The 19,082-nt window shown below is 69.5% G+C and carries 20 protein-coding genes; 18 read left to right on the forward strand and 2 right to left on the reverse strand.

Features of this window, described 5'->3' with window-relative positions; translation table 11 throughout:
* The first annotated feature begins 20 nt into the window (after positions 1 to 20).
* The 7 genes from ACIO3S_RS28200 (at position 21) to ACIO3S_RS28230 (ending at position 7,043) form a co-directional block, all read left to right on the forward strand.
* Positions 21 to 1,730, forward strand: a complete 1,710-nt coding sequence (locus ACIO3S_RS28200) for an FHA domain-containing protein (protein WP_400469817.1) — start codon at positions 21 to 23, stop codon at positions 1,728 to 1,730.
* A 14-nt stretch (positions 1,731 to 1,744) separates the two neighbouring features.
* Entirely contained in the window at positions 1,745 to 2,818 is a 1,074-nt protein-coding gene (locus tag ACIO3S_RS28205; protein WP_400469820.1) for an amidohydrolase family protein, read from the forward strand.
* 164 nt (positions 2,819 to 2,982) lie between these two features.
* Positions 2,983 to 3,465: a 30S ribosomal protein S16 gene (gene rpsP, locus ACIO3S_RS28210; protein WP_160024482.1), complete on the forward strand. Its 483-nt coding sequence runs from the start codon at positions 2,983 to 2,985 to the stop codon at positions 3,463 to 3,465.
* A gap of 5 nt (positions 3,466 to 3,470) precedes the next feature.
* The gene (locus ACIO3S_RS28215; protein ID WP_008363327.1) at positions 3,471 to 3,713 is read left to right on the forward strand and encodes an RNA-binding protein; all 243 of its coding nucleotides are present in this window, start codon (positions 3,471 to 3,473) and stop codon (positions 3,711 to 3,713) included.
* Positions 3,714 to 3,929: 216 nt separating this feature from the next.
* A complete protein-coding gene (gene rimM, locus ACIO3S_RS28220) occupies positions 3,930 to 4,496 on the forward strand; it encodes a ribosome maturation factor RimM (protein ID WP_400469824.1) in 567 nt (188 codons plus the stop codon).
* Positions 4,493 to 5,650, forward strand: coding sequence for a tRNA (guanosine(37)-N1)-methyltransferase TrmD (gene trmD / locus ACIO3S_RS28225; RefSeq protein WP_400469828.1), 1,158 nt, complete (start codon positions 4,493 to 4,495; stop codon positions 5,648 to 5,650). Before rimM ends, trmD begins: the two co-directional genes overlap by 4 nt.
* Before the next feature lie 133 nt (positions 5,651 to 5,783).
* Positions 5,784 to 7,043, forward strand: a complete 1,260-nt coding sequence (locus ACIO3S_RS28230; RefSeq protein ID WP_400469831.1) for an ammonium transporter — start codon at positions 5,784 to 5,786, stop codon at positions 7,041 to 7,043.
* A 74-nt stretch (positions 7,044 to 7,117) separates the two neighbouring features.
* Here ACIO3S_RS28230 and ACIO3S_RS28235 read toward each other — a convergent pair whose 3' ends face one another.
* Positions 7,118 to 8,329, reverse strand: a complete 1,212-nt coding sequence (locus ACIO3S_RS28235; RefSeq protein WP_400469833.1) for a Fic family protein — start codon at positions 8,327 to 8,329, stop codon at positions 7,118 to 7,120.
* Positions 8,330 to 8,607: 278 nt separating this feature from the next.
* On the opposite strand from ACIO3S_RS28235, the gene rplS reads away from it, so the two are divergent.
* The 8 genes from rplS (at position 8,608) to ACIO3S_RS28275 (ending at position 15,250) form a co-directional block, all read left to right on the forward strand.
* Complete coding sequence (rplS, locus tag ACIO3S_RS28240; RefSeq protein WP_091050100.1) at positions 8,608 to 8,958, forward strand: 50S ribosomal protein L19; 351 nt, start codon at positions 8,608 to 8,610, stop codon at positions 8,956 to 8,958.
* Between the two features lie 139 nt (positions 8,959 to 9,097).
* Positions 9,098 to 10,000: a signal peptidase I gene (lepB, locus tag ACIO3S_RS28245; protein ID WP_400469837.1), complete on the forward strand. Its 903-nt coding sequence runs from the start codon at positions 9,098 to 9,100 to the stop codon at positions 9,998 to 10,000.
* Positions 9,997 to 10,689, forward strand: a complete 693-nt coding sequence (locus tag ACIO3S_RS28250; RefSeq protein WP_400469840.1) for a ribonuclease HII — start codon at positions 9,997 to 9,999, stop codon at positions 10,687 to 10,689. The genes lepB and ACIO3S_RS28250 overlap by 4 nt, the downstream gene beginning before the upstream one ends.
* Before the next feature lie 3 nt (positions 10,690 to 10,692).
* Complete coding sequence (locus ACIO3S_RS28255) at positions 10,693 to 11,001, forward strand: DUF2469 domain-containing protein (RefSeq protein ID WP_045550889.1); 309 nt, start codon at positions 10,693 to 10,695, stop codon at positions 10,999 to 11,001.
* A gap of 139 nt (positions 11,002 to 11,140) precedes the next feature.
* Positions 11,141 to 11,506, forward strand: coding sequence for a YraN family protein (locus ACIO3S_RS28260; protein WP_160024477.1), 366 nt, complete (start codon positions 11,141 to 11,143; stop codon positions 11,504 to 11,506).
* The gene (locus tag ACIO3S_RS28265) at positions 11,506 to 13,089 is read left to right on the forward strand and encodes a YifB family Mg chelatase-like AAA ATPase (RefSeq protein ID WP_400469845.1); all 1,584 of its coding nucleotides are present in this window, start codon (positions 11,506 to 11,508) and stop codon (positions 13,087 to 13,089) included. The genes ACIO3S_RS28260 and ACIO3S_RS28265 overlap by 1 nt, the downstream gene beginning before the upstream one ends.
* Entirely contained in the window at positions 13,086 to 14,258 is a 1,173-nt protein-coding gene (gene dprA, locus ACIO3S_RS28270) for a DNA-processing protein DprA (RefSeq protein ID WP_400469848.1), read from the forward strand. Before ACIO3S_RS28265 ends, dprA begins: the two co-directional genes overlap by 4 nt.
* Positions 14,259 to 14,287: 29 nt before the next feature.
* Positions 14,288 to 15,250, forward strand: coding sequence for a tyrosine recombinase XerC (locus ACIO3S_RS28275; protein ID WP_400469851.1), 963 nt, complete (start codon positions 14,288 to 14,290; stop codon positions 15,248 to 15,250).
* A 130-nt stretch (positions 15,251 to 15,380) separates the two neighbouring features.
* On the opposite strand, the gene ACIO3S_RS28280 is transcribed toward ACIO3S_RS28275, so the two are convergent.
* Complete coding sequence (locus ACIO3S_RS28280; RefSeq protein WP_400469854.1) at positions 15,381 to 16,004, reverse strand: peptidoglycan DD-metalloendopeptidase family protein; 624 nt, start codon at positions 16,002 to 16,004, stop codon at positions 15,381 to 15,383.
* Between the two features lie 423 nt (positions 16,005 to 16,427).
* Between ACIO3S_RS28280 and rpsB the strand changes: the two genes are divergently transcribed.
* The 3 genes from rpsB to pyrH all read left to right on the forward strand — a co-directional run bounded on the left by rpsB (position 16,428) and on the right by pyrH (position 19,067).
* A complete protein-coding gene (gene rpsB / locus ACIO3S_RS28285) occupies positions 16,428 to 17,327 on the forward strand; it encodes a 30S ribosomal protein S2 (RefSeq protein WP_201451067.1) in 900 nt (299 codons plus the stop codon).
* A gap of 48 nt (positions 17,328 to 17,375) precedes the next feature.
* A complete protein-coding gene (gene tsf, locus ACIO3S_RS28290) occupies positions 17,376 to 18,185 on the forward strand; it encodes a translation elongation factor Ts (RefSeq protein ID WP_160024472.1) in 810 nt (269 codons plus the stop codon).
* A gap of 168 nt (positions 18,186 to 18,353) precedes the next feature.
* Positions 18,354 to 19,067 carry a UMP kinase gene (gene pyrH / locus ACIO3S_RS28295; RefSeq protein ID WP_091049739.1) on the forward strand — a complete coding sequence of 238 codons (714 nt, stop codon included), beginning with the start codon at positions 18,354 to 18,356 and terminating at the stop codon, positions 19,065 to 19,067.
* Positions 19,068 to 19,082: the final 15 nt, after the last annotated feature.

The following is a 19,082-nucleotide window of genomic DNA, read 5'->3' on the forward strand; positions in this document are numbered from 1 at the left end:
TTTCGGTGCATGATTCGTGCATGCAGACGCTACGCGTAGACGTATCGGGACGTGCGCTCAGCTTCCCGCCCGACAAGATCGTCCGAATAGGGCGTTCGATTGATGCCGACGTGGTGCTCTCGTCCTCCTCGGTCTCCCGCGCTCACGCGGAGCTGCGCCCGGACCCGTCCGGGTGGAAGCTGGTCGACGTCGGCTCCGCCGGAGGGACGTACGTCTCCGGCAGCCGCGTCACCGAGGTGCCGTTGACCGGGGCGACCGAGATCCAGCTCGGCCCGGCGGGACCGGGCTCGACGATCACCGTCACCCTCGACGACGCACCGGTCGCGGCGGGTGCTCCGCGTGCCCAGGCGCCGGCGCCGCCGCCTCCGCCGGCCGGGTTTGCGGGGCCGGGTGCCACCGCGGCCCCGCCCTCGGGAGTGCCTGCAGCGGCCCCGGCGGCGTTCAGCCATCAGCCGCCCGCACCGCCGGCGCCCCCGGGGCCCGACGACATCTCCGAGATGACGATCGCGCCCGGGATGGCGCGGCCGGCCGCTCCCGGTCAGCCGCCGACCGCGCCGACCGGACCCGACCTGTTGCTGGTCGCCGAGGGCAAGGAGCACCGCTTCCGCCACCCGGTCACCGTGACGATCGGCCGCGCGGCCGACAACTCGGTCGTGCTGGAGGACCAGGGCGTCTCGCGCCAGCACGCCCGGCTGGTGGCCACCCCCGGCGGCTGGACCTTCGAGAACGGCTCCCAGACCGGGTCGTTCCTCAAGGGGAAGCCGCTGGTCAGGGAGGAGATCGACGAGGAGACCGAGATCCGCCTCGGCCACCCGGTCGCGGGCGAGATCCTCAAGGTCATCCCGATCTACGCCGCCGAGGTCGAGGTCGCCCGTGCCGCGGCGAAGCGCCGCAACAAGCTGCTGCTGTGGGGCGGGATCGGCGCCGCGGCCGCGGTCGTGGTCATCGGACTGGTGGTCGCGATGTTCGTCGTGCCCGGCGGCGAGTCGGCTGCCCAGGACACCGGCCTGACCAAGGACGAGCTCAACAGCGCGCAGCGGGCCGCCGTCTGGATCACCTACGCGCCGACCGAGGACACCATCGCGATGGGATCCGGGTCGATCGTCACCGAGGACGGCAAGATCCTCACCAACGCCCACGTCGCCGACCCGGCGAAGATCCCGGAGTACGCCGCCAAGGGCGAGGTCTCGCCCGAGGTCGTCAACATCCACATGACCGACCCGGCCGAGGGCTACAAGGTCGGCGAACCCGACTACATCGCCAAGGTCATCGAGTCCGACGGCGAGGTCGACAGCGCGGTCGTGCAGATCATCGCCGACGGCGAGGGCAACCCGGTGAACCCGTCCTCGCTGGACCTGCCGACGATCTCGCTCGGCGACTCCGACGCGGTCGACCGCGGCGACTTCATCGCCACGATCGGCTTCCCGATGCTGCCGAAGGAGAGCTTCGCCGACAAGGAGGGCGTGCTCTTCCAGCCGCCGACCGTCGCGGAGGGCAACGTGGCGACGATCCTCTCCTTCGAGGGCGAGGAGCGGGCCGTCTTCGACGTCACCGCTCGGATCTCCAGCGGCAACTCCGGTGGCGCCGCGGTCAACGACGACGGTGAGCTCGTCGGCGTACCGACCTCCATCGGGTGGGACGAGAGCAACGTCGTCACCGGCCAGGTCATCCCGCTCGCCCAGCACTTCCCGATCCTCGAGGCCGCCGGCGTGAAGGTGCCGCGCAACTAGGTAACCTGCGTCACATGACTGCTCTGTGCTTCTCCGGCCCGGTCCTTCCCGATGGAGAGGTGCGGGACCTCTACGTCCTCGACGGCCGCATCACCTACGAGCGGCCGTCGGGGGCGGAGAGCGGCGCATCGGGGTGGATCGTCCCCGGCCTCGTCGACGCCCACTGCCACATCGGGCTCGGGCCCGACGGCGCCGTCGACCAGGAGACGGCCGAGGCCCAGGCGATCGCCGACCGCGACGCCGGCGCGCTGCTGCTTCGCGACGCCGGCTCCGCCGCCGACACCCGCTGGGTGCAGTCCCGCGAGGACCTGCCTCGGCTGATCCGCGCCGGCCGCCACATCGGACGTACGAAGCGCTACATGCGCAACTACGCCGACGAGGTCGAGCCCGACGGTCTGGCCGAGGCCGTCGAGCGGCAGGCGCGCTCCGGTGACGGCTGGGTCAAGCTCGTCGGCGACTGGATCGACCGGGCCGAGGGAGACCTGAAGCCCTCCTTCCCGGCGGAGTCGTTCGCCGAGGCGATCAAGGTGGCCCACGACAACGATGCGCGGGTCACGGCGCACTGCTTCGGCCACGAGGTCCTGCCCGGCCTGATCGAGGCCGGGATCGACTGCATCGAGCACGGCACCGGCCTGACCCCGGACCTCGTCGAGGCCATGGCCGAGCAGGGCACCGCGCTGGTCCCCACCGTCGCCCAGCTGGAGATCTTCCCTGACCTGGCCGCCGCCGCAGCACCCAAGTTCCCGACGTACGCCGCCACCATGGAGGACCTCTACGCGCGCCGTCGGGAGACGATCATGAGCGCCTACGAGGCAGGGGTCGCCCTCTACGCAGGCTCCGACGGCGCGGGAGACCAGCTGCACGGCGTACTCCCGACCGAGGTGCTCGCCATGCACCGGCTCGGTCTTCCTGCCGACGTCGTGCTCGGCGCCGCCTCCTGGCGCGCCCGGGAGTGGCTCGGCCACAACCCCGGGCTCGCGGAGGGTGATCCCGCCGACTTCGTCGTCTACGACAGCAACCCCCTCGACGACCTCACCGTGCTGGGCCGGCCGGCCGCCGTCGTACTCCGGGGGAAGGTCTACGCCTGAGATTTCGCCGCTCCCGGCCACCTCTGGCAAACTGAGTTGTGTGTCCTGTGCGCAGGGACCCTCTCACCCAGCGCAACAGTGCCCGCCGAAGTTGCCTGACGGGTGTCCCCACACCGACACGGGCCTCTTCACCCATATTCGATTCCAAAGGAATACCACCAACAGTGGCTGTCAAGATCCGCTTGAAGCGCCTGGGCAAGATCCGGGTTCCGCAGTACCGCATCGTCATCGTCGACTCGCGCAAGAAGCGCGACGGCGCTGTCATCGAGGAGATCGGTCTCTACCGTCCCAAGGAGGAGCCGAGCTTCATCCAGGTCGACTCCGAGCGCGCCCAGTACTGGCTCGGCGTCGGCGCCCAGCCGACCCCGGCTCTCGAGGCGATCCTCAAGGTGACCGGCGACTGGCAGAAGTTCAAGGGCCTCCCGGGCGCCGAGGGCACCCTCCGTGTCGCCCCGCCGAAGCCCGACAAGCTCGAGCTCTTCAACAAGGCCCTTGCCGAGGCTCACGCCTCCGCCGGTGCCGAGGCCGTGACGAAGAAGTCCGCCAAGAAGGCCGAGGAGCCCAAGGCTGAGGAGCCGAAGGCCGAGGAGCCCAAGGCCGAGGAGCCCAAGGCCGAGGAGACCCCGGCCGCCGAGGCCGAGGCCTGAGCAGCATGCTCGCCGAAGCTCTCGAGCACCTCGTCCGAGGAGTCGTCGACAACCCGGACGAGGTGAGCGTGCGCGACAAGCAGCTTCGTCGCGGCTCCGTCCTCGAGGTCCGGGTCCACCCCGACGACCTCGGCAAGGTGATCGGCCGCGGCGGCCGCACCGCCACCGCGTTCCGTACGGTCATCTCAGCGCTGGCCGGCAAGGGCGGCGCGCGGATCGACTTCGTCGATGTCGACGGCGGTCGCTGAGCACCGGCTGCACCAACTCACGACAGGCGCCATCCCCGTTGCGGGGGTGGCGCCTGTTGCTCATTTCGGGAGCCGGGCGCCGTGTAACACGTCGTTCGTAGTACTACTCGCCCTATTGGAACGACCGGATAGTGCTACGAACAACGTGTTACAGCGAGCCGGCAGAACCACGTTGAGGAGTTCGGCCCGACGTACGCCACCCTCTAGGCTCACCTCGTGGAGTTGATCGAGGTGCTGGTCGGACGGATCGGCAAGCCGCATGGCATCCGGGGGTTCGTGACCGTCGAGGTACGCACCGACGAGCCCGACCGGCGGTTCGCCGAGGGCACGGTGCTGCGGGCGCAACCGCCGAAGGGATCGGCGTACGCCGCCAAGCAGCTGACCGTGGAGGGTGCCCGTTGGCACGGGCAGGTGCTCCAGGTCGCCTTCGAGGAGATCACCGACCGCAGCGATGCCGAGGCCGCCCGCGGGACGCTGCTCTTCGCCGACGTCCCGGCCGAGGAGACTCCCGAGGATCCAGACGAGTACTACGACCATCAGCTGGTCGGCCTGACCGCCTTCGACGAGGAGGGCCGCGAGCTGGGCACGGTGAAGGCGCTGGTCCACGGGGGAGCGCAGGACCTGCTGACGATCCGTACCCCGGACCGCCGCGACGCGCTGGTGCCGTTCGTGAAGGCGCTGGTACCGGTCGTCGACCTTGCCGAGAAGAAGGTCGTCATCGCCGACCGCCCCGGCCTGGTCACGCCCTTCGCCGAGGACGAGGACGAGGACGACGCCAGGTGAGGCTCGACTACCTCACCATCTTCCCCGACTACCTTGCGCCGCTCCGGCTGAGCCTGCCGGGCAAGGCGATCGAGTCCGGGCTGCTGGACCTGCACGTCCACGACCTCCGCGCGTGGGCGCACGACAAACACCGCACCGTCGACGACACCCCCTATGGCGGCGGCGCCGGGATGGTGATGAAGCCCGAGCCGTTCGGCGAGGCCTTCGACGAGCTGGCGATCGACGGCGCGACGGTGATCGTGACGACCCCGAGCGGCGAACCGTTCACCCAGGCCTTGGCTCGGGAGCTGTCGACCCGGGACCGGCTGGTCTTCCTGCTCGGACGCTACGAGGGCATCGACCAGCGCGTCCTCGACCACGCCGCCGCCCGCGCCGAGGTCCGCGAGATCTCTCTGGGCGACTACGTGCTCAACGGGGGAGAGGTCGCCGCGATGGCGATCACGGAGGCCGTCGTACGCCTGCTCCCCGGGTTCATGGGCAACGCCGAGTCGCTGGTGGAGGAGTCCCACGAGGACGGCCTGCTGGAGTACCCGGTCTACACCAAGCCCGCCGCCTGGCGTGACCTCGAGGTTCCGAAGGTGCTGCTCAGCGGCGATCACAAGCGCATCGCGCAGTGGCGCCACGACCAGGCGGTGGCCCGGACCGCCGTACGCCGCCCCGACCTGCTCCACGCCTCCCAAACAGCCACGGAGTGGGGGATCGTGCCCGCCGTACGCGCCGATGTCCCCGAGCTGCACACGCTGCAGCTCGCCTGCTGGGTGCAGGAGATGCACGACAACCCCGGCGTCGAGATCCCGCCGCTGCACGAGTCGCTCGAGGACACCGTGCGTGCGCTGGAGACGCACGACGTCTACGTGGTCCGCTCAGCGGGGCGGCTGGTCGGTTCGGTCCGTGCCCGGCTCGAGGGCGACGTGTGGGAGATCGGACGGCTGATGACCGCCCCGGACCTCCAGGGGCGAGGCCTTGGGCGTCAGCTGCTGGACCACATCCAGGCCGTGGCCCCGGCGACCGCCACGACGTACTCCCTTTTCACCGGAGCGAAGAGCGAGCGGAACCAGAGGATCTACAAGAAGGCGGGTTTCCGGCTGCGCCGTGACCTCGACGCGCCGCCCGGTGCTGTGATCCTCACCAAACCCAGGCGAGCAAGTAGATAACAAGTCACGTACATCAGTGGCCTGTTACGTGTCTGTAACATAAAGAGTTTGTTACCGAAACGAGGGCTCGACAGGATCCGGCGAAACGTGTGCTCGGCTCACGCGATCCGAACCCCGACCCTATGAGGTACGAATGACTACCGATCTTGCATGGCAGCTGCTGTGTACGGCACTCGTGCTCTTCATGACTCCTGGTCTTGCCTTCTTCTACGGCGGCCTCGTGAAGTCGAAGAGTGTCGTGTCGATGATGATGTTGAGCTTTGGCTCTCTCGGCCTGATCACCCTGCTGTGGGTGCTCTACGGCTTCAGCGGCATCGGAGCCATCTCCGAGTCCGGCTTCACGAACTTCTTCGGCAACCCGTTCCAGGACTTCGGTCTGACCAGCGCCTTCAGCGACCTGGTCACCGAGTTCGACGACGGTACGCCGGTCGAGGAGTCGACCAACTTCTTCGGCGGCCTCGCCTTCGGCGGCTCGTTCGCCATCATCACCGTGGCGCTGATCTCGGGTTCGATCGCCGACCGGGCGAAGTTCTGGCCGTGGCTGCTCTTCGCGGGCATCTGGGCGACCGTCGTCTACTTCCCGGGCCAGGCCTGGGTGTGGGCCCTCAACGCCGACGGTGACTACATCGGCTGGATCGGCAAGTGGGGCGCTCTCGACTGGGCCGGTGGCACGATCGTCCACCAGGCCGCCGGTGCCGCCGCGCTCGCGCTGGCGCTCGTCCTCGGTCAGCGCAAGGTCGGCTTCTCCAAGGAGGAGACGGCTGCTCACAACGTACCGCTGGTCCTGATCGGCACCGCGATCCTCTGGTTCGGCTGGTTCGGCTTCAACACCGGCGTCCCGGGCACCACCCAGGGCCAGACCACCCTGATCTTCCTCAACACCCTGATCGCCCCGGCCGCGGGTCTGATCGGCTGGATCATCGTGGAGAAGTTCAAGGACGGTAAGTCCACCGCCGTCGGCGCCGCCTCCGGTGTCGTCGCCGGTCTGGTCGCGATCACCCCGGCGTGTGCCCACATCGCGCCGATCTGGGCGATCCTCCTCGGCCTCCTCGTCGGCGTGGTCTGCTGCCTCGCCGTCGAGCTGAAGTGGAAGCTTGGCTTCGACGACACCCTCGACGTCGTCGGCATCCACCTGGTCGCCGGTTTCATCGGCTGCGCCTACATCGGGTTCTTCGCCCAGGTCGGCGGCACCGGCCTCTTCTTCGGCGGCGGCATCGACCAGCTCGTGAAGCAGGTCGGCTCCTCGGTCGCCGTGATCGCCTTCGCGTTCATCGTCGCCTACGTGGTCGGCATGGCGATCGAGAAGACGATCGGCTTCCGCGCCAAGGAGGAGGACGAGGTCGCCGGTATCGACCTCGCCATCCACGAGCCCGGTTACCAAGAGGTCGGCTGACCTCTTCAGGTTCCACGAGGCCCGTCCCGGTTCGCCGGGGCGGGCCTCGCGGCCTAGGGACTGGACGAACAGCCTCAGCGCGGTCCGTACGGAAGCTGCCTGGCCTGGTGCTGGATGCGGGCGCTGAGGTCCTCGACCTCGGCCAGGACCGCCGGTGCGACCCACACGGGGGAGCGGCGGGTGCGCTTGGCGCGGGTGAGGATCCCGGCCTGCTCCAGACCGTCGATCGTCTCGGTGGGGTCCTCGATCCCGAGGTTCTTGGTGACCAGTTCGGCGTTGAGGATGGGCTCCTCGGTGAGCAGGTCGAGAAGACGGTACGCAGCAGACCCGGGCCGTGGGTCACCGGCCGCCTCGCCCCAGCCGCGCCGGATGCTCTCCAGTGTCTCTGCCGTCTTCCACGACTCCGTCGTCGCGATCGTCGTCGAGGCGGCGAGCATCGCGATGATCGTGGACGCGGTGCCGGCCCGGTAGTCGTTGAGCGCGGCGAAGTAGCGGTCGCGGTGCGCGACGAGCGCCGACGCGATCGGGACGGCCAGGTGGCGCGAGGCGCGGCGTCGGCGGAGCACGGCGTGGATGAGGGCACGCCCGATCCGGCCGTTGCCGTCGATGAAGGGGTGGATCGACTCGAACTGGGCGTGCACGATCGCGGCCTGGGCGATGGGGGAGAGGTCGTCGCGGTTGGCGAAGGCAACCAGGTCCTCGATGTAGTCGATGACCGTCTCCGGTGGCGGTGGCACGTGGAGGGTGTCGCGGGGCGCGTAGTCGGAGCCGCCGACCCAGTTCTGCACGACGCGGAACCTGCCGGCGTTGGCCGCCTCGTCGGGATGGCGTGCGAACAGGTCCCGGTGGGCGCGCAGAATCGCGTCGGAGGTGATCTTGCGGGTCGTGTCGGCCTCGCTGATCAGCCGCTGCATCGCCTGGGTCGCGGATGCCATCGAGGTCGCCGAGGAGTTGGCGCCGATGCCGAGCAGGGCCCGGCCGTAGTCGGCCAGGCTGGCCTCGACGTGCTCGATCTTGGAGGAGTCGATCGCCTCGGTACGCAGCTGCAGGTGGTTGAGCCCGTCCATCGTCCGGCCGTGGACCAGGTCGAGATGGCGGAGCGCGCCCGCGCTGGCGGTCGTCATCGCCGCCACCGGCCGCTCCAGCGCCAGGTCGAGATCGGCGATGTGCGGCGGCAGCGCCACCGTGACCTCACGCAGCAGCCGGTCCACGCGCGGGCCGCGCGGGATCCGCTGCTTGTAGGGGAGCGTCACGTAGGTGTGCGGTGGCCAGTCGGTGTCGGTCACGGGGGCATCCTCGCATGCGGCACCAGTGCGCCGCGTACGTCTCCGTGCTCCGCTCGGTCGTCGCGATTCCCGGCGGTCCACGGCGCTGTGGCAGACTTGTGGGCCGGTCCAGTCGGCCGAAGCACGCTCCGAAGATGACACCCGGAGGTGTCGCGACGGGCTCCTGCCACAGGGGGAACCGTACGCCGCCGGCCAACGTGGCTGGACCACCGCCAAAGATCGCCCTACCAGGGGCATGGATGACCGCGATCGGCCTGTGGCGAGCGTGAGGAGAAATGATGAGCAACGTACTCGCTGAGGTCGGCAACGCCTCCAAGCGCGACGACCTGCCGGAGTTCCGCGCCGGTGACACCGTCAAGGTTCACGTCAAGGTCGTCGAGGGCAACCGGTCCCGCGTCCAGGTCTTCCAGGGCGTCGTGATCCGCGTCCACGGTTCCGGCATCGGCCGCACCTTCACCGTCCGCAAGGTTTCCTTCGGCGTGGGTGTCGAGCGCACCTTCCCGCTGCACTCCCCGATCTTCGAGCAGATCGAGGTCGTCACCCGCGGTGACGTCCGTCGCGCGAAGCTCTACTACCTGCGCAACCTGCGCGGCAAGAAGGCGAAGATCAAGGAGCGCCGCGAGGCGTGAGCCGGCTGGGGCTTGATCGGCGGAGCGAAGCGACGCCCGATCTGCCCCAGACCGAGGCGTGAGCCTCGGAGGTCTGAGGGTTTCCTGAGCATTGCGAGTCGATGAGGCTCGTTGTGGAGGGAGTCTCTAGACTCACCGCGTGACTTCGAACGACCGCGATCCTTCCGTCGGCGTCGGGCCCCAGGCCCGCTGGGACGGGCCCGAGATGGGGGGATCGCGGTCGTTCTCGTCTTCTCCTCAGGCCCCGCGCTGGGCCTCTGAGCAGCCGGGCCCGGCCGCCGGACCGCGCCGCGAGGAGGAGCACAAGCCCCGCCTGTCGGCCTGGCAGGAGGGCATCGTCCTGGTCGTGCTGGCCATCCTGGTCGCGATCGTCGTGAAGGCCCTGTTCGTGCAGGCCTTCTACATCCCCTCGGAGTCCATGGAGCCTGGGCTTCAGGGCGGACCGTCAGTGGCGACCGACGATCGAGTGCTGGTGGAGAAGCCGTCCTACTGGCTGTCGGGCACGCCGCAGCGCGGCGATGTCGTGGTCTTCTCCGACCCCGGCTCCTGGCTCGGTGTCGACGAGTCGGCCGGCCCCAGCAATCTCTTCGGCAAGGCGCTCGCGGTCATCGGTCTCTACCCCGAGGGCGGCCACCTGGTGAAGCGTGTCATCGGGGTTCCCGGCGACGTCATCGAGTGCTGCGACAAGCAGGGCCGGCTGATCGTCAACGGCGTCCCGATCGACGAGCCGTACGCCCGGCCCTCCGAGACCAAGTGCGGCCGCCCCAACAAGGAGGGTGAGTGCTTCGGGCCGATGCCCGGCAACCGCCACTGGGAGGCCGGTCCGGTGCCCGAGGGTTCGCTGTTCGTGATGGGTGACAACCGGGCCAACTCGGCCGACTCGACGGTGCACATGTGCACGGCCAACGAGACCGACTGCGCGCTGGTGCCCTGGGTGCCGGAGGACAACGTGGTCGGCAAGGTCGTAGCCTTGGGATGGCCGTTGGACCGGGCGAAGTGGATCCACCGGCCCGAGAGCTTCGAGGACGTGCCGTCACAGTGAGCAGTGCGCCAACCTTGCGCGTCGAGCGGTCGATGCTGCGCGACGGCGTCACTCATCTCGGTGCCGTCGACGAGGTGGGGCGCGGCGCGCTGTGCGGGCCGGTCTCGATCGGGATCGTGGTGATCTCCGCGGCGACCCGCACGGCACCCCAGGGCGTACGCGACTCCAAGCTGCTCACTCCCGAGGCTCGCGAGATGCTCGCGCCGAAGGTGCGCCGCTGGGCCGTCGACTCGGCTGTCGGGCACGCGCTGGCCTCCGAGATCGACGAAGTCGGGATCATGGCCGCGATGCGGCTGGCCGGTCAGCGAGCGTTGAGTGCCCTGGACGTACGTCCGGACGCGCTGCTGCTCGACGGCAACCACAACTATCTGACCCCGCCCGTGCAGGAGGGCCTCTTCGGAGAGGTCTCCCAGATGGTGGAGGAGGTCGAAGTGCCGCCGGTGACGACGATGATCAAGGCCGACATGAAGTGCGCCGCCGTCGCCGCCGCCTCGATCCTGGCGAAGACCTCGCGGGATGCGCTGATGGTCGCGCTCCACGACGAGTATCCCGACTATGCCTGGGCCGACAACAAGGGCTACTCCGCGCCCGCTCACATCGCGGCGCTGGAGCGCCTGGGACCGTCGGCATATCACCGCCGCTCGTGGAGTCTTCCCGGCTCGTCGCCTGTGTTGGCCTTAGAGTCTTAAACCATGAGCGCGGAGGATCTCGAGAAGTACGAGACCGAGATGGAGCTGACCCTCTACCGCGAGTATCGCGACGTGGTCGGCATCTTCAAGTACGTCGTCGAGACCGACCGCCGCTTCTACCTGTGCAACCAGGTCGACGTGCGAGCGCGTACGGACTCGGGAGACGTCTACTTCGAGGTGTCGATGAACGACGTCTGGGTGTGGGACATGTACCGGCCGGCCCGGTTCGCGAAGGCGGTCAAGGTGCTGACCTTCAAGGACGTCAACGTGGAGACCCTCAACCCGACCGACATCGATCAGCCGCTGGACTGACGCCCGGCTGATCTCGGGCCAATTACCGTCCACAGGGCGATCTCGATCCGGGGTTATCCCCAGGCGCCACGGAACCAGCCCGGATTGTCGGTGCTCGCGATGAGTCTGGACCTCGAAGCCGAAGGGCAGGAGGTCCATGATGAGTTCAACGGCGCCGGCGCGGATCGCGCTGGGAAACTACGGCGAATCGGTCGCCGAGAGGCATTTGGTCGAGGCGGGCATGACCGTGCTCGACCGCAACTGGCGATGTGCCGATGGGGAGATCGACCTGGTCCTGCGAGAGGGCGACACCCTCGTCGTCTGCGAGGTGAAGACCCGCAGCCATGACGGGTGCGGCACTCCGCACGAGGCGGTCGACAAGACCAAGCTCGACCGGCTGAAACGGTTGGCGATCGCCTGGTTGGAGCAGCACGACGTGCGAGCGCCGGGGATCCGGATCGATCTCGTCGCGGTGATGCACGCGCCTCGTGGTTCGGCGCTGGTCGAGCACGTCAGGGGCCTGTGATGGGATACGCGCGAGCTCATGGCGTCGCCCTTCGGGGCGCGGTCGGCCACTTGGTCGACGTGCAGGCCGATGTCTCGCCCGGCCTGGTGGGGGTGACGCTGGTCGGTCGTGCCGACAGCGTGCTGGCGGAGGGACGCGACCGGGTCCGGATGGCGATCATCAACTCAGACCTCGAGTGGCCCGCGACCAAGCGGATCACGGTGCTGCTCTCGCCGGCCGACCTGCCGAAAGGCGGCTCACACTACGACCTCGCGATGGCGTTGGCGATCCTCGCGGCCGGTGGCGAGCTCGAGACGATCGGGCTGGAACGCACGGTCTTCATCGGAGAGCTGGCGCTCGACGGTGGGCTGCGGCCGACCTCCGGTGTGCTCCCGATGGTGCTCGCCGCCTCCCACGCCGGGATCGCTCGGGTGGTGGTGCCGGAGCCGCAGGTGGCCGAGGCGCGGATGGTGCCGGGGATGGAGATCCTCGGGTTCCGGTCGCTGGGCCAGGTCGTCGCCGAGCTGCGCGGCGAGCCGGTGCCCGACGCGCCGCCGGTCGCGACCGGCACCGGCGGCAGCCTGCTCGGCTGGCGGGGTGACCGCAGGCTCGACGACATGGACATGTCCGACCTTCGCGGCATGCCCGAGACCCGGTACGCGGTCGAGGTCGCGGCGGCCGGTGGACACCACCTGCTGCTCAAGGGACCGAAGGGCTGCGGGAAGACGTCGATCGCCGAGCGGATCCCGACGATCCTGCCCGATCTCTCCCGCGAGGAGTCGCTGGAGGTGATGGCGGTGCAGTCGCTGGCCGGTGTGCTCGACGTCGACCGAGGGCTCCTGACCAGGCCGCCGTTCGCGGCTCCCCACCACGACGCCTCCAAACCCGGCATCGTCGGCGGCGGCACCGGCCGGGTCCGCCCGGGCCAGGTCTCGCTGTCCCACGCCGGCGTCCTCTTCCTCGACGAGTTCCCGTTGTTCAAGAGCGACGTGATCGAGTGCCTGCGCGAGCCGCTGGAGAGCGGCGACATCACAGTGTCGCGAGGCGAGGAGTCGGTGACGCTCCCGGCGCGCGCCCTGGTCGTGCTCGCCGCCAATCCGTGCCCGTGCGGCAACTACGACGCCTCGATCACCAAGGACGGCTGCATCTGCAGGTCCAACGAGCGCCAGTCCTACGAGCGGAAGGTCTCCGGACCGATCACGGACCGCATCGACATCATCCGCACGCTGCGGCCGATGTCCGAGCAGAACCATGACCCGTGGGGCTCGGAGACCAGCGCCGACATCCGCGAACGGGTCACGGCGGCCAGGCGCCGCCAACGTGAGCGCTACGCCGACTTCGGGTGGCGGTTGAACGGGCAGGCCAGCGGGATCGCGCTGCGCGACAACTGGCCGCTGCCGCCATCGGCCGAGGCGCTCATCGATTCACGCATCTTCTCCGGCGCTCTGACCCGTCGCGGCGCGGTGCGCGTGCATCGCCTCGCGTGGACGGTGGCCGACCTCGCCGGCGTCGACTGGCCGGGCGTCACCGAGACCGAGACGGCGCTCGCGCTGCGCAACGGCGGCTCGCTCACGGTCTCGGCGTTCGAGGGGAGGTCGGCATGACCGCGGCGCCCGTCGCACCGACATTCACCGATCTCGAGCGCGAGCGCCTGGCCCGGATCGCGCTGACCCAGCTGATCGAGCCCGGCACCCCGCTGCTCGACACCTGCATGGTGGGTTCGACCGCCACCGAGGTCTACCGACGCTTCGCCGAGGAGGACCCCGACCTCGGCGACGACGGCCTCGAAGCCAGGCTGCGGCTGGCCCAGATCCACCCCGACCGCGACCTGGAGCGGGCGGCCAACGCCGGGTTCCGCTACGTCATCCCCGGCGACGAGGAGTGGCCCACCCAGGTCGAGCGGCTCGCCGGTCAGGAGCCTCTTCAATACCGCACCGGCACCCCGCTCGGCCTGTGGGTGCGGGGACCGCTCCTGCTCAGCGATCTCGACCGGTCGGTCGCGATCGTCGGGTCCCGGGACGCGACGGCCTACGGAGCCGACGCCGCGGCGCGGATCGCGGCGGACCTCGCGGTCAACGACTTCGTGACGGTCTCCGGGGCAGCGGTCGGCATCGACGCGGCCGCACACCGGGGCGCGCTCACCGGCCCACCGGGGAGCACCGTCGCCGTGCTCGCCGGTGGCGTCGACGTTCCTTACCCGCTGCGCAACCGGCGCCTGATCGACGCGATCGCCGAGAGCGGAGCGGTGATCTCGGAGATCGCTCCCGGGTTCCCCGTGACGCGCTACCGATTCCTCTCCCGCAACCGGATCATCGCCGCCCTTGCCCGGGGCACCGTGGTCGTCGAGGCGGCAGCGCGCAGCGGCTCCCTCAATACCTCCCACTGGGCCTACAGCATCAACACACCCGTGATGGCGGTGCCCGGTCAGGTGGGCGCGATGACCTCGGTCGGCACCCACGAGCTCGTGCGTAGCGGCAAAGGCGTCCTGGTCACCGACGGACTCGACGTACGCGAGCTCGTCGGCGACATCGGCGAGGCGGTCCCCGAGGAACCCCGTGGCCCCGTACGCCGCCGCGACTCGCTCACCTCCGTCGAGAAGCAGGTCCTCGATGCGGTCCCGGTGAGCAGCCCCTCGTCACAGCTCACCATCGCGAGGTCGGCATGCCTGCACCCGAAGACGGCCGGCACCGCCCTGTCGCGGCTCGAGGCGCTCGGTCTCGTCGAGCGGTTCCCCGAAGGGTGGCAGCTGGCCCCGGGCGCGGCTCGCACCTGAGGCCCGAGCAAACACCTATCCTGGCTCGGGTGAGCGCTGAATCCGAGGGGGACCCGGAAGGCGAGTCCGCTGAAGCGGAGCTTCCCGAGATCTACGCCGCGCTGCTCGGGGACTATGAGCGACACCTCAGCGCCGAACGCGGGCTCTCCGACCACACGGTCCGGGCCTACCTGGGCGACATCCGCAGCCTGCTCGACCACGCCGGCCGCATGGGCCGCACCGAGCCCGAGGCGATCGACCTGCGCACGCTGCGCAGCTGGCTGGCCAAGCAGCAGACGACCGGCCACTCACGTACGACCCTGGCCCGGAGGGCCACCGCAGCCCGGGTCTTCTGCGGATGGCTGGTCCGGACCGGCCGGGCGCAGGTCGATGCCGGTGCCGCGCTCGGCTCGCCCAAGGCCCACCGGACGCTTCCGCCCGTACTACGCCCCGACGAGGTCGAGTCCCTCATCGCCGCCGCCATCACAGCGGCCGAGGACGGCACGCCGGTCGGGACGCGCGACATCGCCGTGCTCGAGATGCTCTATGCGACCGGCGCCCGCGTCGGCGAGCTCGTCGGCCTCGACCTGGACGATGTCGACTACGAACGCCGCGTCATCCGGGTGCTCGGCAAGGGACGCAAGGAGCGGATGGTGCCCTTCGGCGGCCCCGCGGTGCGGGCGCTCGACCGTTGGGTCGTCCGTGGCCGCCCGCAGCTGGTCACCGAGTCCTCCGGCCCGGCTCTGTTTCTCGGGGCCCGCGGCGGCCGGCTCGACCAGCGAGCCGTACGCACCCTCGTACACCGCCGCCTCGCCGACGTGCCCGGCGCCCCCGACCTCGGCCCCCACGGCCTGCGTCACAGCACCGCCACCCACCTCCTCGAGGGAGGCGCCGATCTGCGCTCGGTCCAAGAGCTCCTCGGTCACGCCAGCCTGGCCACCACCCAGATCTACACCCACGTCAGCAGCGACCGGCTCCGCAAGGCCTACCGTCAGGCCCACCCCCGCGCCTGACCCGCCGAGACGTCACCCGCGTCGGCCGAGTGTGTAGTTGTGGCGGGCCGAGAAGTGAGTTGTGGGCGACGAAAGTCGAGCTTCGTCGCCCACAGCTACTGTTTCGGCCCGCCACAACTGCGGATTCGGCCTACCGGACCGGGTCGCCGCGCCAGAGGGGGAGGAGCCGGACCGGCTGCGGTGCGTCGACAAGCAGGAGCGGGTCGAGGTAGACGTCGTCCGCGTTGCGGATCCAGCCCCAGTGCAGGCAGGCGGCGGGGAAGCAGTGGGAGCCGGCGATGCCGAGTCGGCCCAACGGCGCTCCGGCCGCGACCGGATCGCCGACGGCCACGGTGGCCACGACCGGCTCATAGGTGGTCCGTGTGGCCCCGTGGTCGACGCTCACGACCCGTTTGCCGGCGATCACTCCGACGAACGCGACCGTCCCGGCCATCGCGGTACGGACGACCGCGCCTGGCGACCCGGCCAGGTCCACGCCGCGATGCCCCGCACCCCACGGAGCAGCTGGGGGGTCGAAACGACGCACGACCTCCGGCTGCGGCGCCAGCGGCCATTCGCCTCGGGGGACCTCGTCGGCTTCTCCGACCGGGCTCGGACCCTCGTCGTGACCCACTGCCCCACCCAGCGAGGCGCCGGACGGCGCCACCTCGGCACGTGGCGTTCCGAGTGCTGGGCCTGCCGGGGCGATGAGGACGACGAGGAACAGGGCCGCGACGAGGGCGCGGGCCCGGTCGGAGAGGCGGTTCGAGGTCATGACGAGCAGACAACCCCGGATCGGGGACCCGCACAACGAGCGGCGTACGTCCTGTGGATAACCCCGTCCCGAGACAGCCCTGTGGACACTGATCGGCCCGCGCCGGTGCCGGTCACGGAGGATTGGCCCGAGACACCGGTCGGCGGCTAGTCTTGGACCGGCAGCCCCTTGTGGGCTGACTTCGCACGCCAGCAGACCGCGACGGTGTCTCGCTCCGAGACGCCGGTCGCCCGCGGGCGCGGCCCTCAGTCCCGAGCAGAATGCTCAGGTCGGACCGCGTGCAGGCGTCAGGGCCCATCAGCACTGATGGGCGCGAAACTGAAAACCCGACCGGCTCGCGCCAACACCCGCCCGACCTCGAGAAACGCAAGGTTGAGCCACCAGCGGTGCACACGCGGGCCACCACCTAGGAGAAAAAACATCATGGCAGTCGTGACCATGCGCCAGCTCCTCGAGAGCGGCGTCCACTTCGGACACCAGACCCGTCGCTGGAACCCGAAGATGAAGCGGTTCATCCTCACCGACCGCAACGGCATCTACATCATCGACCTGCAGCAGTCGCTGGCCTACATCGACCGCAGCTACGCCTTCATCAAGGAGACCGTGGCCAAGGGCGGCACGATCATGTTCGTGGGCACCAAGAAGCAGGCCCAGGAGGCCATCGCCGAGCAGGCGACGCGCGTCGGGATGCCCTACGTCAACCAGCGCTGGCTGGGCGGCATGCTCACCAACTTCCAGACCGTGCACCAGCGGATCAACCGCCTCAAGGAGCTCGACGAGGTCAACTTCGACGACGTCGCCGGCTCGGGCCGCACGAAGAAGGAGCTCCTGCAGATGAAGCGGGAGCGCGACAAGCTCGAGAAGACCCTGGGCGGCATCCGCGAGATGGGTCGCACCCCGTCCGCCGTCTGGATCGTCGACACCAAGAAGGAGCACCTCGCTGTCGAGGAGGCTCGCAAGCTCAGGATCCCGATCGTCGGCATCCTGGACACCAACTGCGACCCCGACGAGGTCGACTTCCCGATCCCGGGCAACGACGACGCCATCCGTGCGGTCGGCCTGCTGACCCGCGTGGTCGCCGACGCTGTCGCCGAGGGCCTCATCGCCCGCTCCGGTGGCAAGACCGAGGGCACCGAGGGCGCCACCGCCGAGGAGCCGCTGGCCGAGTGGGAGCGCGAGCTCCTGGCGACCCCGGCTGCCGAGGAGACGAAGGCCGAGGAGACCCCGGCCGCCGAGGCCCCCGCCGCCGAGGCTGCTGAGACCACCGAGGCCCCGGCCGAGGAGACCCCCGCCGAGACCCCCGAGGCCCCGGCCGAGGCCTGAGCCTCATCGTCCACCCAAAGCCACTTAACAAGTCAGAGGAAGACACGCATGGCTTACACCGCTGCCGACGTCAAGAAGCTCCGTGAGCTGACCCAGGCCGGCATGATGGACTGCAAGAAGGCGCTCGACGAGGCTGACGGCGACTTCGACAAGGCTGTCGAGATCCTTCGCGTCAAGGGCACGGCCAAGGCCGCCGCCCGCGCCGCGGAGCGCACCACCTCGGCCGGCCTCGTCGCCGCGTCCGGCAACGCTCTGGTCAGCCTCCTCTCGGAGACCGACTTCGTCGCCAAGAACGAGAGCTTCGTCGCTGCTGCCCAGCAGATCGCCGAGGCCGCCGACGCCAACAAGGTCAACGACCTCGAGGCCCTCAAGGCCATCTCGCTCGGCGACAAGACCGTCGGCGAGACCGTCGAGGAGCTCGCCCGCACCATCGGCGAGAAGATCGAGCTCGGCCAGGTCGCCTACTTCGAGGGTGAGACCACGGTCTACCTGCACAAGAAGGCCTCCGACCTGCCGCCGAGCCTCGGCGTCCTGGTCGCCTACGAGGGTGACGAGGCCGCTGCGAAGCAGGCCGCCCAGCAGGCTGCCGCGCTCAAGGCGCAGTACCTCACCTCCGACGAGGTGCCGGCCGACGTGGTCGACGCCGAGAAGGACGTCCTCACCAAGAAGACGCTCGAGGAGGGCAAGCCCGAGGCTGCCGTTGCCAAGATCGTCGAGGGTCGGATCAAGGCGTTCTTCAAGGAGATCGTCCTGCTCGACCAGGAGTCGGTCTTCGAGTCGAAGAAGTCCGTCAAGCAGGTCCTCGACGCCGCCAACACGCAGGTGAAGCAGTTCGCCCGCTTCGACGTCGGCGCCTGAACCGAGCCTGACTCCGCGCCAACGGCGCGCGATCAGTTAGGTTGAGCAGCAACGTACGACGAAAGGGGCCGGTCCGATGAACCGAATGGTGATCATCGGACCGGCCCTTTCGTACGCCACCCCTACATGCACCACCCCGCACGACGTCGCCCCAGGAAAGGCCACGGCATGACCCGCTACCAGCGCATCCTGATCAAGCTGTCCGGAGAGAACTTCGGCGGTGGCGAGGTCGGTGTCGACCCCATCGTGGTCGCCTCGATCGCCAAGGAGATCTCCGCTGTCGCGGCCTCCGGCGTGCAGGTCGCGATCGTCGTCGGCGGTGGCAACTTCTTCCGCGGCGCCGAGCTCCAACTGGCTGGGATGGACCGGTCGCGCGCCGACTACATGGGCATGCTCGGCACCGTCATGAACTGCCTCGCGCTGCAGGACTTCCTGGAGAAGGAGGGTGTCGACACCCGCGTGCAGACCGCTATCACGATGGGCCAGGTCGCCGAGCCCTACATCCCGCGCAAGGCCATGCGTCACCTCGAGAAGGGCCGCGTCGTGATCTTCGGCGCGGGCTCCGGCATGCCCTACTTCTCCACCGACACCGTTGCGGCGCAGCGTGCCCTCGAGGTCCACGCCGAGGTGGTCCTGATGGCCAAGAACGGCGTCGACGGGATCTACACCGCCGACCCGAAGAAGGACCCGACGGCGACGAAGTACGATGAGATCACCTTCGGTGAGGCCCTGCAGAAGCAGCTCAAGATCGCCGACGCCACCGCGTTCGCCCTCTGCATGGAGAACAAGATGCCGATCGTCGTCTACGGTGCCGAGGACGAGGGGGCGGTCTACCGGATCGTCCAGGGTGAGAAGATCGGTACGCTCGTCACCGCTGGCTGAGCGGCACGAGCCCAC

Source organism: Nocardioides sp. NPDC087217, from assembly GCF_044744805.1.
GTDB lineage: Bacteria > Actinomycetota > Actinomycetes > Propionibacteriales > Nocardioidaceae > Nocardioides.